The organism is Pseudomonas farris, assembly GCF_019145235.1.
In the GTDB taxonomy this organism is placed as follows: domain Bacteria; phylum Pseudomonadota; class Gammaproteobacteria; order Pseudomonadales; family Pseudomonadaceae; genus Aquipseudomonas; species Aquipseudomonas farris.
The window spans coordinates 410,631-423,986 of the sequence record NZ_JAHSTV010000005.1 but is presented as its reverse complement, the minus strand read 5'-3'; the positions used below and the strand labels follow the sequence as shown (position 1 = coordinate 423,986).

15 protein-coding genes are annotated in these 13,356 nt (G+C 60.5%); 10 read left to right on the top strand and 5 right to left on the bottom strand.

Features of this window, described 5'->3' with window-relative positions:
• Positions 1-104 precede the first annotated feature (104 nt).
• Entirely contained in the window at positions 105-1,019 is a 915-nt protein-coding gene (locus tag KVG95_RS13310; RefSeq protein WP_217856762.1) for an alpha/beta hydrolase, read from the top strand.
• Entirely contained in the window at positions 1,016-1,345 is a 330-nt protein-coding gene (locus tag KVG95_RS13305) for a PA3694 family proteiin (RefSeq protein ID WP_008014068.1), read from the top strand. Before KVG95_RS13310 ends, KVG95_RS13305 begins: the two co-directional genes overlap by 4 nt.
• 219 nt (positions 1,346-1,564) lie before the next feature.
• Here the strand turns inward: KVG95_RS13305 and lptF are convergent, their stop codons facing one another.
• From lptF to KVG95_RS13290, 3 genes are all read right to left on the bottom strand, one after another.
• A complete protein-coding gene (gene lptF, locus KVG95_RS13300) occupies positions 1,565-2,353 on the bottom strand; it encodes a lipotoxin F family OmpA-related lipoprotein LptF (RefSeq protein WP_217856761.1) in 789 nt (262 codons plus the stop codon).
• Positions 2,354-2,409: 56 nt separating this feature from the next.
• Complete coding sequence (locus tag KVG95_RS13295; protein ID WP_052967474.1) at positions 2,410-2,823, bottom strand: DUF4398 domain-containing protein; 414 nt, start codon at positions 2,821-2,823, stop codon at positions 2,410-2,412.
• A gap of 372 nt (positions 2,824-3,195) precedes the next feature.
• Complete coding sequence (locus KVG95_RS13290; protein ID WP_123360651.1) at positions 3,196-3,540, bottom strand: pilin assembly protein; 345 nt, start codon at positions 3,538-3,540, stop codon at positions 3,196-3,198.
• 208 nt (positions 3,541-3,748) lie between these two features.
• Here KVG95_RS13290 and ppc point away from each other — a divergent pair, with 208 nt between their 5' ends.
• From ppc to KVG95_RS13255, 7 genes are all read left to right on the top strand, one after another.
• Positions 3,749-6,379, top strand: coding sequence for a phosphoenolpyruvate carboxylase (gene ppc / locus KVG95_RS13285; RefSeq protein ID WP_038979123.1), 2,631 nt, complete (start codon positions 3,749-3,751; stop codon positions 6,377-6,379).
• A gap of 289 nt (positions 6,380-6,668) precedes the next feature.
• Positions 6,669-7,316, top strand: coding sequence for an adenylate kinase (adk, locus tag KVG95_RS13280; RefSeq protein WP_038979124.1), 648 nt, complete (start codon positions 6,669-6,671; stop codon positions 7,314-7,316).
• A 93-nt stretch (positions 7,317-7,409) separates the two neighbouring features.
• Positions 7,410-8,084: a tRNA (adenosine(37)-N6)-threonylcarbamoyltransferase complex dimerization subunit type 1 TsaB gene (tsaB, locus tag KVG95_RS13275; RefSeq protein WP_217856760.1), complete on the top strand. Its 675-nt coding sequence runs from the start codon at positions 7,410-7,412 to the stop codon at positions 8,082-8,084.
• Between the two features lie 232 nt (positions 8,085-8,316).
• Positions 8,317-8,622 (top strand): hypothetical protein, encoded by a 306-nt coding sequence (locus KVG95_RS13270; protein ID WP_217856759.1) that lies wholly within the window; start codon positions 8,317-8,319, stop codon positions 8,620-8,622.
• Entirely contained in the window at positions 8,619-9,479 is an 861-nt protein-coding gene (locus tag KVG95_RS13265; protein ID WP_217856808.1) for a DUF72 domain-containing protein, read from the top strand. Before KVG95_RS13270 ends, KVG95_RS13265 begins: the two co-directional genes overlap by 4 nt.
• Positions 9,480-9,510: 31 nt before the next feature.
• On the top strand, positions 9,511-10,332 hold the full coding sequence (locus tag KVG95_RS13260; protein ID WP_217856758.1) for an isocitrate lyase/PEP mutase family protein: 822 nt from the start codon (positions 9,511-9,513) through the stop codon (positions 10,330-10,332).
• 2 nt (positions 10,333-10,334) lie between these two features.
• Positions 10,335-11,030 (top strand): extensin-like domain-containing protein, encoded by a 696-nt coding sequence (locus KVG95_RS13255; protein WP_217856757.1) that lies wholly within the window; start codon positions 10,335-10,337, stop codon positions 11,028-11,030.
• A 3-nt stretch (positions 11,031-11,033) separates the two neighbouring features.
• On the opposite strand, the gene KVG95_RS13250 is transcribed toward KVG95_RS13255, so the two are convergent.
• The gene (locus tag KVG95_RS13250; RefSeq protein WP_217856756.1) at positions 11,034-11,654 is read right to left on the bottom strand and encodes an energy transducer TonB; all 621 of its coding nucleotides are present in this window, start codon (positions 11,652-11,654) and stop codon (positions 11,034-11,036) included.
• Positions 11,655-11,747: 93 nt separating this feature from the next.
• Between KVG95_RS13250 and KVG95_RS13245 the strand changes: the two genes are divergently transcribed.
• On the top strand, positions 11,748-12,530 hold the full coding sequence (locus tag KVG95_RS13245; RefSeq protein ID WP_008012270.1) for a class I SAM-dependent methyltransferase: 783 nt from the start codon (positions 11,748-11,750) through the stop codon (positions 12,528-12,530).
• Between the two features lie 134 nt (positions 12,531-12,664).
• Here the strand turns inward: KVG95_RS13245 and KVG95_RS13240 are convergent, their stop codons facing one another.
• Positions 12,665-13,309 (bottom strand): TetR/AcrR family transcriptional regulator, encoded by a 645-nt coding sequence (locus KVG95_RS13240; RefSeq protein ID WP_217856755.1) that lies wholly within the window; start codon positions 13,307-13,309, stop codon positions 12,665-12,667.
• Positions 13,310-13,356: the final 47 nt, after the last annotated feature.

Sequence of the window (13,356 nt, the reverse complement as noted above, 5' to 3'; positions counted from 1 at the left end):
TGTGTCAGTCGACATCAATGCTGAATGGAAAACCGCTTTCGCGAGCAAGCCCGCTCCCACATTGGATCGTATTCCAACCCCCATTTTTCGCGAGGCTTCACCGGATGAGAATCCTCGGTATCTTTTGCTTGCTCCTGGCCCTCGGCGGTTGCGACTCTCTGCTGTTCTATCCCGAGCCAGGCCAGCCGTTCACCCCGGCAAAAGCCAAACTCGAATTCCGCGACGTTACCCTGGTCACCACTGACGGCCTCAAGCTGCATGGCTGGTGGCTGTCGGCGAAAAAAGGTGTCGAGGTCAAAGGCACGGTGCTGCATCTGCACGGCAACGGCGGCAACCTGGCGTGGCATTTGGGTGGGAGCTGGTGGTTGCCGGAGCAGGGCTATCAAGTGTTGCTGGTGGACTATCGCGGGTACGGTTGGTCCGAAGGTAAACCGGCGTTGCCGGCGATCTATCAAGACATCGACGCCGCGTTCAAATGGCTCGACCAGGCCCCGGAGGTCAAGGGCAAGCCGCTGATCCTTCTCGGTCAGAGCCTTGGCGGCTCGATGGCCGTGCATTTCCTGGCCCAGCATCCCGAGCGCCAGCGGCAACTCAAGGCCTTTGTGCTCGATGGTGTGCCTGCCAGTTACCGCGATGTCGGGCGTTTCGCCCTGAGCACGTCATGGATGACCTGGCCGTTCCAGGTGCCGTTGTCCTGGCTGGTGCCGGACGGCGACAGCGCGATCCATTCCATGACGCAGCTCAACGGCGTACCGAAACTGATTTATCACAGTATCGATGATCAGCTGGTGCCCCTTTCCAACGGCATCCGACTGTATCAAGCTGCGCCGCCGCCGCGAGTGCTGCAACTGACCCGGGGCGGTCATGTGCAAACCTTCGCCGACCCGGTCTGGCAAAAGGTCATGCTGCGCTACCTCGAAGACCCGCAGCATTTCAACGGCCTGCGCCGCCTGGGTGAAGTCCCGAATTACCCGGCACCCCCGAATTCTGAAGATGAACCCCCAGAGAGTCCGCAATGAGTGAAGAACGTAACGCTATCCCGCTGATCATCACCGGTATTTGCAGCATCCTCGGCACCGTTGGCGCCCTGTGGTGGTACGGCTACCTGCACTTCGCCAAACCCGAAGATGCGCTACTGCTCAGCGACTTCACCATGCTCAAGACCGTGCCGGGCGAAGACTATAAAGTCTCCCTGGAACCGGCCCCGCAAGTGGCCCAGTGCATCGATGGCGTGCTGGTGCTGTTCGACACCGACCAGAAGGGCCTGACCGGCGTGCTGATCAACAGCAAGAAAAAAGCCGTGCGCTGCATGGGCCAGGAAACCCCGCAAAAACTCGAACAGTAACCCGTTCGTACATAAATGCTGTGTTCACCGAAGATCCAATGTGGGAGCGGGCTTGCTCGCGAAAGCGGTGTGACATCCAACATCTCTGTTGTCTGACACACCGCTTTCGCGAGCAAGTCGAATCGTCGCACCGCCGCTCCCACAGGTTCAGTGATCGTCAAATAAAAAAGCCCCGCCTGATCCATTCAGGCGGGGCTTTTAAGTTTCAGCGTGGTCCGCTTACTTGGCGCTGATCGCCGAGCGCGGGACGACCGGCTGGTTGTCGTTGGAAATGGTCACTTCCACCCGACGGTTCATCGCGCGGCCCGAAACACTGGAGTTCTCCGCAACCGGGTATTCCTTGCCATAACCCTGGGCCACGATACGCGCCGGGTCGACACCCATCTTGATCAGGGCCACTTGCACCGAGGTCGCACGACGCTCGGACAGCGACTGGTTATAAGGCGCCGAGCCGGTGCTGTCGGTATAGCCTTCGACAATCACTTTACGGTCCGGGTTTTCCTGAAGGAACTGCGCCAGTTTGTTGATATTCACCAAACCGTTGGACTTCAGTTCCGCCTTGTTGGTGGCGAACAGCACATCACCAAACGTCACCAGCGTGCCACGATCGGTCTGTTTGGCATTCAGGCTGTCTTGCAGTTGTTTGATCTGCTGGTCGCGGGCATCCAGACGAGCCTGGGCCCGTTGTGCCGCGGCATTTTTCAGGTTGTTTTCAGCGGTGCGCAGGGCGATGGTCTGCTTGGCCACTTCAACACGCTGATTGGTCAGGTAAGCCAGTTGGTCGACCTTGGCCTGGTCTTCCCGGTCCAGGTAAGCCTTTTCGGCCTTGTCCAGGTACTCGCTGGCGTCTTTGGTTTCCAGCGCCGCAACTTTGCTCGCTTGCGGGTTGGCTTGCAGGCCGGTGTAGTTGGTACGGGCTTGTTCCAGGTTCGCGTTGGGCGGTGTGGAGCAGGCAGCCAGTGCAACGCTTGCGGCCAGGAGGGCGGGGATCATCAATTGTTTGCGCATAATGGTTCGTCCTTTCTATCGATAAGAGTTTCAGGTCTGGAAATCGGGATGCGCGCTTACTGCACGGTGCGCTGACTTTCCTGACGCAGTTCCTGAACACCTTTCTGGGAATCCTTCACAGCTTGTTCGGCCTTCATCGCCTGGGCCTTGCGCTCGGCGACACGGGCGTCCCACTCGGCTTGCTCGGCCAGCATTCTGGCTTCGTCATACTTCTTGTCGTGCATGGCGATTTCGGCTTGTTTGAGCTTGTCTTGAGCGGCCTTCATTTCCACGGCGGCGAATTCGGTACCGCCGGCGCTGACGGCGTTGTTCACGGCCGATTGGGTCACGGCGTATTGCTCGCTCGGCGGGTTACCGGCGCAACCGGCCAGTACGAAGCTGCTGCCGATGGCCAGGGCCGCCAGTTTGAGACCGCGCAGGTGGGTGAACGAGGATGGGGCAGTGCTGGTCTTCATGGTCTTCAACTCCATTGGATAACTCCTGAAAAACATCTGAATCCATCCTGGGCAAGGAGCCGCAACCTTCAATTTCCAGAGCATTCTTAAACGGCCGTCCCAGGCGTGGTTACTGGGTTGACCCGAAGTGTTTTTCAAAAGTTCAGAGAAGATGGCCTATCGCCCGAAAAAACTTGATCGAGAAGACAAGGCTCTAAACGGGGAATTTTAGCGATATGCAGTGGTATACCCGATCGTTTCATGGCCCGGGAATACGCAATTATCGAAGGAGTATGCAAGCCAATGTGGGAGCGGGCTTGCTCGCGAAAGCGGCTTAACATTCAACATCTCTGTTGTCGACACACCGCTTTCGCGAGCAAGCCCGCTCCCACACGTTCGGCGGCAAATTCAGTGTTTTTGCTTGTCGTTATCGTCCGACAAATCGTGTAAATGACGACGGGACAAGGCTAGAAAGCGCGGCGTCGCTCCAACGTCTTCGTACAGCGGATCGCCTTCTTCGTCAGTGGCCACCACCGTTGACCCTTGCACGTACGGAAAACTCGCTTCGAGCTCTTCCAGGGCGGCGCCGATCAGCTCACCGAGCAGTTCTTCGGGGTGCCGCTTGGGGTACATCTCGATAATCGCTGCCAGCCGTGCGGCGGCTTCCACGTCCAGACGAATCGTGTAGCCCGAGTCGGTCAGGCGACCCTTGGCGTTTTCTTCCCAATGCTTGGCGAGCTCGCGGATTTTCATAATAACCTCATTGCGCACCTGCTCGTGGCAGGCCGGGTGAGTCTCCGGCGGTGGCCGGCGGCAAGCCGTTGTACGGCTTATTATTGAGACTAGCGTCAGGTGAAGTCCCTTAGTCGTCCGCTTGTAAGAAGCGCTTTACGACGGCACTCTCTATCAGAGCCTCTAATAACCAAGCATAGCCGCCCGGATTTTCGCTGGAGAACTGCTGATGACCGATATTGATGCACGCTTGCGCGAGGACGTTCACCTGTTGGGTGAGCTGTTGGGCAACACCATTCGTGAACAGTACGGGGACGACTTTCTCGACAAGATCGAGCAGATCCGCAAAGGCGCCAAGGCTGATCGTCGCGGTTCGATGGACGCCGAGCTGAGCGCCAGCCTCAACCAGTTGAGCGAAGACGAGTTGCTGCCGGTGGCGCGGGCGTTCAACCAGTTCCTCAATCTGGCCAATATCGCCGAGCAATATCAGCTGATTCATCGCCGCGAAGAGTCGCAGCCCGAGCCGTTCGAGGCCCGAGTGTTACCGGAACTGCTCGCTCGCCTGCTGACTGCGGGCCATGATGCCGAGTCCCTGGCGCGGCAATTGGGGCGGCTGGAAATCGAGCTGGTATTGACGGCGCACCCCACCGAAGTGGCGCGTCGCACGCTGATCCAGAAGTACGACGCGATCGCCGCGCAACTGGCCGCCCAGGATCACCGTGACCTGACCAGCGCCGAGCGCGAGCAGATCAAGACGAAGTTGCAGCGCCTGATCGCCGAAGCCTGGCACACCGAAGAAATCCGTCGCACCCGCCCCACGCCAGTGGACGAAGCCAAGTGGGGCTTTGCGGTGATCGAGCATTCGCTGTGGCAGGCGATTCCCAACTATTTGCGTAAAGCCGATCAGGCCCTGCATGCCGCCACCGGCCTGCACTTGCCACTGGAGGCCGCGCCGATTCGCTTTGCCTCATGGATGGGCGGCGACCGCGACGGCAACCCCAACGTCACCGCCGCCGTGACCCGCGAAGTGTTGCTGCTGGCGCGCTGGATGGCCGCCGATTTGTATCTGCGCGATGTGGATCACCTCGCCGCCGAGTTGTCGATGCAGCAGGCCAGTGACGAGTTGAAAGCCAAGGCCGGCGACAGTGCCGAGCCTTACCGCGCAGTGCTCAAACAATTGCGTGAACGCCTGCGCGCGACCCGTAATTGGGCCCACGCATCCCTGACGGCAACCACGCCAGCGTCGGCCGATGTGCTGCAAAACAACCGCGACCTGCTGGACCCGCTGGAGCTGTGCTACCACTCGCTGCATGAGTGCGGCATGGGCGTCATCGCCGATGGCCCGTTGCTCGATTGCCTGCGCCGTGCGGTGACCTTCGGGCTGTTTCTGGTGCGCCTCGATGTGCGCCAGGACTCGTCTCGCCACACGGCGGCCATGACCGAAATCACTGATTACCTCGGCCTGGGCCGTTATGAGGACTGGAGCGAAGAGGAGCGCATCGCCTTCCTGATGCGCGAACTGAACAATCGCCGGCCGTTGCTGCCGGCGTACTTCAAGCCGTCTGCCGACACCGCCGAAGTGCTGGCGACGTGCCGGGAAATCGCCGCGGCACCGGGAGCTTCCCTCGGTTCGTATGTGATTTCCATGGCCGGTGCCGCTTCCGACGTGCTGGCCGTGCAATTGCTGCTCAAAGAATCCGGCGTATTGCGGCCGATGCGCGTGGTGCCGCTGTTCGAAACCCTCGCCGACCTCGATAACGCTGGCCCGGTGATCGAAAAACTCTTGCTGCTGCCGGGCTATCGCTCGCGCCTGCAAGGGCCGCAGGAAGTGATGATTGGTTATTCCGACTCGGCCAAGGACGCCGGCACTACAGCGGCGGCCTGGGCGCAGTATCGGGCGCAGGAGCGTTTGGTCGACATCTGTCGCGAACAGCAAGTGGAACTGCTGTTGTTCCACGGTCGCGGTGGCACCGTGGGCCGTGGCGGCGGTCCGGCGCACGCGGCGATTCTGTCGCAGCCGCCGGGGTCGGTGGCGGGGCGTTTCCGCACCACCGAGCAGGGGGAAATGATTCGTTTCAAATTTGGCCTGCCGGACATCGCCGAGCAAAACCTCAATCTGTACTTGGCGGCGGTGCTGGAGGCGACCTTGCTCCCGCCGCCACCCCCTGAGCCTGCCTGGCGCCATTTGATGGACGAATTGGCCGCCGATGGCGTCAAGGCTTACCGCGCCGTGGTGCGAGAGAATCCGCAGTTCGTCGAGTATTTCCGCCAATCCACCCCAGAGCAGGAGTTGGGGCGTTTGCCTTTGGGCAGCCGCCCGGCCAAGCGCCGCGCTGGCGGGATTGAAAGCCTGCGCGCCATTCCATGGATCTTCGGCTGGACCCAGACGCGCCTGATGTTGCCGGCCTGGCTTGGCTGGGAAGCGGCATTGAGCAAGGCGCTGGAGCGCGGCGAAGGTGAGTTGCTGGGGCAAATGCGCGAGCAGTGGCCGTTCTTCCGTACCCGCATCGATATGCTGGAAATGGTGCTGGCCAAGGCCGACGCCGATATCGCCCAATCTTACGATGAGCGCCTGGTCGAGCCGGATCTGCTCCCTTTGGGGGCGCATTTACGCGACCTATTGTCGCAGGCCTGTGCGGTGGTCCTGGGGTTGACCGGTCAGTCGCAGCTACTGGCACATAGCCCAGCTACCCTTGAATTCATCCGCCTGCGCAACACTTACCTCGACCCGCTACATCTATTGCAGGCCGAACTGTTGGCACGTTCGCGGCAACAGGATGTGGCTCAGGGCAGCCCGGTAGAACAGGCGTTACTGGTGTCTGTGGCGGGGATTGCCGCCGGTTTGCGAAATACCGGCTAAGGTTTTCATCGTGGGGGACAGGCACCCGACGCGAGCGTCGAGTGCCTGTTGGCGAGCGGTCGAAAAGGTCTGCCACGCGACAGTTAATGATGGGGTTGCGACTTGGGTCACCCCTTGGCAGGGTCTCCTCAGGCGCGGGTTTCTCCGACTTTCGGCGGCTTGTGTGGGCAGGGCCTGCTGTGTATCTTGATCAGCCTTTGGCCGTTTGGGCGGTCGCGATCCTATTTTTGAGATTGGCCCCAAGAGGCGAATCTGACGTTATCTATATAAAAAATTGAGGAGCACATCGATGCGCGTCATTCTGCTGGGAGCTCCCGGGGCCGGTAAAGGTACTCAGGCTAAGTTCATCACCGAAAAATTCGGCATTCCGCAAATCTCCACCGGCGACATGCTGCGTGCCGCTGTAAAAGCCGGTACCGAGCTGGGTGTTAAAGCCAAAGGCATCATGGATGCCGGTGGTCTGGTCTCTGACGATCTGATCATCGCTCTGGTCAAGGACCGTATCGCGCAGCCTGACTGTGCCAACGGTTTCCTGTTCGACGGTTTCCCGCGCACCATTCCGCAAGCTGAAGCGTTGGTTGAAGCTGGTGTGGAACTGGACAACGTGGTCGAAATCGCCGTCGATGACGAAGAAATCGTTCAGCGTATCGCCGGTCGTCGCGTTCACGAGGCCAGCGGCCGCGTGTACCACACCGTCTACAACCCGCCGAAAATCGCCGGCAAAGACGACATCACCGGTGAAGAGCTGGTGCAGCGCAAGGACGACACCGAAGAAACCGTGCGTCATCGCCTGTCGGTCTACCACTCCCAGACCAAACCACTGGTGGAGTTCTACCAAGGGCTGGCCGCTGATAAGGGCAAGCCGAAATACAGCCATATCCCAGGTGTTGGCTCGGTAGAAGCGATCACCGGCAAGGTGCTTGAAGCACTGAGCTGAAAAGTCTGATCGGCTTCATCTTCTACGGCCCGCTTGCGGGCCGTAGTTGTTTATACTGGCGCACTTTTTCTGACCTCTCTTACGGAAACATCGATGAGCACCTTGCTGGCCCTGGACACCGCGACTGAAGCTTGCTCCGTTGCTTTGCTGCATAACGGCAAAGTCACGAGTCATTACGAGGTGATCCCGCGCCTGCATGCGCAGAAGCTGCTGCCGATGATCCAGCAACTGCTGGCCGATGCCGGAACCACGCTGCAAGCGGTCGATGCCATTGCGTTCGGCCGTGGTCCGGGCGCGTTCACCGGTGTGCGGATCGCTATCGGCGTGGTCCAGGGCTTGGCGTTTGCGCTGGATCGCCCGGTGTTGCCGGTCTCCAACCTCGCCGTTCTCGCCCAGCGGGCCTATCGCGAACACGGCGTCAGCCAGGTCGCGGCGGCCATCGATGCGCGCATGGATGAAGTGTATTGGGGTTGCTACCGCGAAACGGCGGGGGAGATGCGACTGGTGGGCAACGAAGCGGTACTGCCACCGGAAGCCGCTGCGTTGCCAGCCGATGCCAGCGGCGAGTGGTTCGGCGCAGGCACCGGTTGGGGGTATGTCGAGCGCATTGCCGTCAACCTGAGCGGGCAGGACGCGGGCATGCTGCCTCACGCCGAAGACCTGCTGACCCTGGCGCGCTTTGCCTGGGAACGCGGCGAAGCGATCGTGGCCGATCAGGCGCAGCCGGTGTATCTGCGCGATAAAGTTGCGACGCCCAAAGCGCGTTAACTTCCGAGACCGAGCGAGTCCAATCGCGGGCAAGCCCGCTCCCACAGGGTTAGCGGAGATCCTGTGGGAGCGGGCTTGCCCGCGATGGCGGTCTACCAGCCAGCGCGAATCGTCATTTTCTCTCCTGCGCTTTTAAACCTTTTCGCTTTTCTGTGTTCTAGTTATCACTCGGCAGTTTGCGAAGTGGGCTATGTGCCACTAAGCTGCCATCACTGATACCGGACATGTACTCATGCGTATAGACGGCGTTTCCTCCCAGTCCTACCCCATCAAGCGCAAGCCTCGCAAAGGCCATGTCGTGGAGGATGACTCCGTCGATATCGACGGCGAGCTGGAACTCCCCACCGAAGAGCAATTGGCCGCCCGCGCCGCCAAAGCCTCCGCGCAACGGCTGAGCAATCTCCCCGCTCGTCAACAAGACATGATTTATCACCGCGCCATGAGCAAAAGCGTGGCGATGGCACTGGCCAGTTACCTGAGCACCGCCACTTTTGTCGATTGGGATGCGGATGTAATGGGTCTCGACCTGTACATCTGATGCTGCCTTACTACCTCGGCTGCCCGTCCTGGAGTGAAAACGCCTGGCGCGATTACTTGTATCCACAAGACGCCAGGCCCGCCGAGTTTCTCAATCTTTATTCTCAAGTGTTCAACGCCGTGGAAGGCAATACGACCTTCTACGCGAGCCCCTCTGCCGCCACCGTGCAGCGTTGGGCCGAAACCATGCCCGAACACTTTCGCTTCACCGCCAAGTTCCCCGGTGACATCAGCCATAGCGGCGACCTGCGCGACCAGCTGACCGCCGCCGAAACCTTCCTGCAATTGCTCAGCCCTCTGGGTGAACGGGTTTCTCCCCTCTGGCTGCAATTATCGAAAAGCTTCACCCCTCAACGCTTGTCCGAGCTGGCCGGTTTTATCGACGCGGTGGACCGGCCTCTGGCGGTCGAAGTGCGGCACGATGAGTTTTTCGCCAAGGGCGATGCTGAGCGGATGCTCAATCGTCTATTGCTGGACCGCGGTGTCGAGCGCATCTGCCTCGATCCGCGAGCGCTGTTCAGCTGCACCTCGACCGATCCTTCGGTGCTCCACGCCCAATCGAAAAAGCCCCGGGTGCCGCCTCGACCTGCTGCGTTTACTCAGTTTCCACAGGTGCGTTTCATCGGCCATCCGCAGTTGGAAGCCAACGATCCATTCCTGGTGCCGTGGGTCGAGAAAATCGCAGTCTGGATCGAAGAGGGCCGCACGCCCTATATCTTCCTGCACACCGCCGATAACCTGCTGGCAGCGAAACTGGCACAACGTTTTCACGCACAACTGATGCTGCGTTTGCCTGGCTTGCCGCCGCTGCCTGAGCTATACAGAGAGCCCGCCGCCGAGCAACTTGGCTTGCTCTGAAGCGGGTTATTTCCCTTTCAGGAGCCTGCCAATGGATGCGCAAACCCTTCGAGCCCAGGCGTTCAAAGCACTGCACGAACGTGAGGGCGTTTTTGTCATTCCCAACCCTTGGGACGCCGGATCGGCGAAGATGCTCGCCAGCCTTGGCTTCGAGGCGCTGGCGACCACCAGTGCCGGTTACGCGTTTTCCCGGGGCCGTCCCGATGGTGGGCTGACGCTCGATGAAACCCTGGCGAACGTTGAAGCGATTGTCGCGGCCACTGATCTGCCGGTAGCAGTGGATCTCGAAAACGGTTTTGCCGACGCCCCCGCCGACTGCGCTCAAAGTATTGTGCGTGCGGCAAAGGTCGGTGCGGTCGGCGGTTCGATCGAAGATGCCACCGGGCGTGAGGACGGTCCGATCTACTGCTTCGAGCATGCCGTGGCGCGTATCGAAGCGGCCGTCGCGGCGGCCCGCAGTTTGCCTTTCCCCTTTGTGCTGACGGCGCGTGCCGAGAATTTTCTACACGGCAATCCTGACCTCGACGATACCATTCGCCGCTTGCAGGCATTCGCCGAGGCGGGGGCCGACGTGCTTTACGCACCGGGCCTGCGCAGCGCTGAAGAAGTGTTGGCGGTGGTCCGCGCGGTGGCGCCGAAACCGGTCAATGTGTTGATGTCTGGCGGGCTCAAGCTGACGGTCGAGCAGTTGAGTGAAATGGGCGTCAAGCGCATTAGCGTCGGTTCGGCCCTGGCCCTGGCGGCGTATGGCGAGTTCTTCCGGGCTGCCGAGGAAATCCAGCAACACGGGACCTTCGGCTTCACCTCTCGGTCGATGCCGTTCCAGAAGGCCAATCAATTGTTCAAAGGCTGACGATGCGGTTTCGGTGGGGGCTGTTGCTGGTGCTGTTGATCATCGGCGCTGCCGGGTTGAGCGTCTGGCGCGGCTGGGTTTCCATTCCCCCGCAATGGAACCCATGGGCGCCGCTGGACGTAAAGGCCGAACCGAACCTGCTGACCCGCTACAAACTGATGCGTCTACGCGATGATCCGCAGTTATGCGACCAGGCGCTGAGCAGCTCAGATTTGCGGGTGGCCCGTCAGGCCGACAGCCCGGACGCGGCCTGCCCGTTGACCAACGCCTTGCGTGTGCAAGGTGGCGAGGCGGCGCTGAGCAGCAGTTTCCTCGCCAGTTGCCGTCTGGCTGTGGCGTTCGCTTTGTTCGAACGCCACGCCCTGCAACCGACGGCTCAGGCGGTCTACGGACAGGGGGTGAAACGGGTCGACCATCTCGGCAGCTTCGCCTGTCGCAACGTCTACAACCGCGAAAACGGCAGACGCAGCCAGCATGCCACGGCTGATGCACTGGATATCACTGGATTCCGGCTGGCGGATGGTCGATTCATCAGCGTGCTCAAGGATTGGCCGAAGGATAACCAGGACGGGAGATTTCTCCATCAGGTCCGCGACGGCGCTTGCGACATGTTCAGCGTGGTGTTGAGCCCGGACTACAACGCCGCCCATCGCAATCACTTTCATGTGGATGTCGGGCCGTGGTGGCGGTGTCGCTGAGGGTTACGCGGCGATGCGCAGGTTCTGCAGAACGATCGGGCGCGCCCAGCCGTTATCGAAATCGAATTGTTTTTGTTGCTCCACCAGCTCTTCGGGCGAGAACGGCGGGAATGGTTTGTCCAGCAGGTCGAGCTCGAACTCGGCGATCGGCAAGTGCAGCGGTCGCGGTTGCGGTGCGGTGCCAGGCTCCGGCAGTGGTTGACCGGCGGTGAGCACAATCGGGCGTACCCAGCCGCTGTCGAAGTCCTGTTGTTTCTGTTGCGCGACGATTTCTTCCGGCGGGAACGGCGGGAAAGGTTTATCGGCCAGGTCCATTTCGAACTCGGCAATCGGCAGGAACAGTGGTTCGGGTGGGCGGACTGGTGTTTCCATCACATCACATTCGCGCTGGGAAATGATGTGCGCCAGCAGCTCGCTGCCAACGGTCGGTTCGACCGGGCTGTCGAGATCAACCGGCGGAAAGTTGAGAGACTCCGGCACGACATCGCCCGACTGATCGGCCAGGGCCTGGGCAAAAAAATCCTGCCACAGGTGACTGACGCCGCTCAGTGCTTGGGAATTTCGCAGGCCAAAATCGCCGTGGGGCGAGATGTAACCTATCGATGTGCGTTGAATGTCTGACATTTCTCTCGGTCGACGCTCAGCTCTGGCAAAATGCTCGATAGTTTGGTTATCGGCCGTTTTTGCCGATCATTAATTTTTTGAGCGTGTTTTCCCATGATTGAGCAACCTGCGGCCTGCCGCATCCATGTCGAGGCCTTGGGCACGACCTTTCAGCCACAGGCCGAGCAATGGGCCGAGCGCCTGGGGTTGCCGTTGCAGGTGGATGACGGCGAGTTTGCCTTGCAGGTGGGCGAGCAGGGGTTGCAGCTGCAACAACTGGGGCCGGACGCACCGGGACCGGTGCGGGTGGATTTTGTCGAGGGCGGCGCGGCCCATCGTCGGTTATACGGTGGCGGCAGCGGTCAGATGATCGCCAAAGCGGTCGGCGTCGCCCAAGGCGTGCGCCCGCGCGTGCTGGATGCCACGGCGGGGCTGGGCAAGGACGCGTTCGTGCTGGCCAGCCTGGGCTGCGAGATGAGCCTGATCGAGCGCCAGCCGCTGATCGGCGCGTTGCTGGAAGATGGCCTGGCGCGCGGCGCGGAAGATTTCGACGTGGCGCCGATCGTGGCGCGGATGCGTTTGCTCAAGGGCAATTCGATCGAGGTGATGCGCAACTGGGAAGGCGAGCCACCGCAGGTGATCTACCTCGACCCGATGTTTCCCCATCGTGAGAAAACTGCGTTGGTGAAGAAGGAAATGCGCCTGTTCCGGCCGCTGGTAGGCGATGACCCGGATGCGCCGGCATTGCTCGAAGCGGCTTTGGCCCTGGCCAGTCACCGGGTGGTGGTCAAACGCCCACGCAAGGCGCCGTGCATCGACGGGCCGAAGCCGAGTCACGCGCTGGATGGCAAGTCCAGCCGATACGATATTTATCCGAAGAAAGCGCTCAAGCCCTAAGACCATGTCGCCTGCTTCGCGAGCAAGCCCGCTCCCACATTGGACCTTTGTCGGTCACAGATTTTGTGTACACCGGAGATCCAATGTGGGAGCGGGCTTGCTCGCGAAGGCGTCAGCGCAGACACCTCAATTTATCAGGCCGAGTCCGGCCGATAAGCCCGCATAAACAACCCCACCACTTCCCGCACATGGGCTTCAGCCGCATCCCCGGTCACCGGCTCGCCGCAGCCATACAGCAAGCGGAAATTCCCCGCGCCCTTGAGCAGGCAGAAGAAATGCTCTGCCGCATTGCGCGGTTTATCGATGCTCAACGCGCTGCTCTGATTGACCTTGGTCAACAACCGCTCCATGCCGTGCAGCATGCGTTCTGGCCCGGCCTCGAAGAAAATCAGCGAAAGTTTCGGGTCCTGGCTGCCCAGCGTCGCCATCAACCGGTGCAGGTTCACCGATTCGTCGCTGTTGATTAGCTGATGAAAGCCGCGCGCGATGTTCAGCAGCACGGTTTCCACGGCAATGCCGTCCGGCAACTCAAAAAACAGCGTTGGCAGTTGCTCCTCGCACTTGGCCATCACCGCGGCGGCAAACAGCGTCTCTTTGTCATTGAAATGGCTGTAGACCGTCAGCTTCGACACGCCGGCCTCGGCCGCCACGGCATCCATGCTGGTGTTGGCGTATCCCTTACTCAGAAACAGGATTTTCGCCGCGTCGAGGATTGCCTGGCGCTTGGCCAGATCCTTGGGACGGCCCGGACCACTGGGTGTTGAAAGATTGTTCGACATTCTTCGCTTTAATACTGGACTGGTGAGTTTGCTATTAATAACATACT

What these genes read in the sequence shown, in the direction of transcription:
- lptF (WP_217856761.1), bottom strand. Translation starts at nt 2,353, where the DNA reads ATGCGCAAACAATTGATGATCCCCGCCCTCCTGGCCGCAAGCGTTGCA.
- ppc (WP_038979123.1), top strand. Translation starts at nt 3,749, where the DNA reads ATGACCGATATTGATGCACGCTTGCGCGAGGACGTTCACCTGTTGGGT.
- KVG95_RS13305 (WP_008014068.1), top strand. Translation starts at nt 1,016, where the DNA reads ATGAGTGAAGAACGTAACGCTATCCCGCTGATCATCACCGGTATTTGC.
- KVG95_RS13295 (WP_052967474.1), bottom strand. Translation starts at nt 2,823, where the DNA reads ATGGAGTTGAAGACCATGAAGACCAGCACTGCCCCATCCTCGTTCACC.
- KVG95_RS13250 (WP_217856756.1), bottom strand. Translation starts at nt 11,654, where the DNA reads ATGTCAGACATTCAACGCACATCGATAGGTTACATCTCGCCCCACGGC.
- KVG95_RS13245 (WP_008012270.1), top strand. Translation starts at nt 11,748, where the DNA reads ATGATTGAGCAACCTGCGGCCTGCCGCATCCATGTCGAGGCCTTGGGC.
- KVG95_RS13260 (WP_217856758.1), top strand. Translation starts at nt 9,511, where the DNA reads ATGGATGCGCAAACCCTTCGAGCCCAGGCGTTCAAAGCACTGCACGAA.
- KVG95_RS13240 (WP_217856755.1), bottom strand. Translation starts at nt 13,309, where the DNA reads ATGTCGAACAATCTTTCAACACCCAGTGGTCCGGGCCGTCCCAAGGAT.
- KVG95_RS13310 (WP_217856762.1), top strand. Translation starts at nt 105, where the DNA reads ATGAGAATCCTCGGTATCTTTTGCTTGCTCCTGGCCCTCGGCGGTTGC.
- adk (WP_038979124.1), top strand. Translation starts at nt 6,669, where the DNA reads ATGCGCGTCATTCTGCTGGGAGCTCCCGGGGCCGGTAAAGGTACTCAG.
- KVG95_RS13270 (WP_217856759.1), top strand. Translation starts at nt 8,317, where the DNA reads ATGCGTATAGACGGCGTTTCCTCCCAGTCCTACCCCATCAAGCGCAAG.
- KVG95_RS13290 (WP_123360651.1), bottom strand. Translation starts at nt 3,540, where the DNA reads ATGAAAATCCGCGAGCTCGCCAAGCATTGGGAAGAAAACGCCAAGGGT.
- tsaB (WP_217856760.1), top strand. Translation starts at nt 7,410, where the DNA reads ATGAGCACCTTGCTGGCCCTGGACACCGCGACTGAAGCTTGCTCCGTT.
- KVG95_RS13255 (WP_217856757.1), top strand. Translation starts at nt 10,335, where the DNA reads ATGCGGTTTCGGTGGGGGCTGTTGCTGGTGCTGTTGATCATCGGCGCT.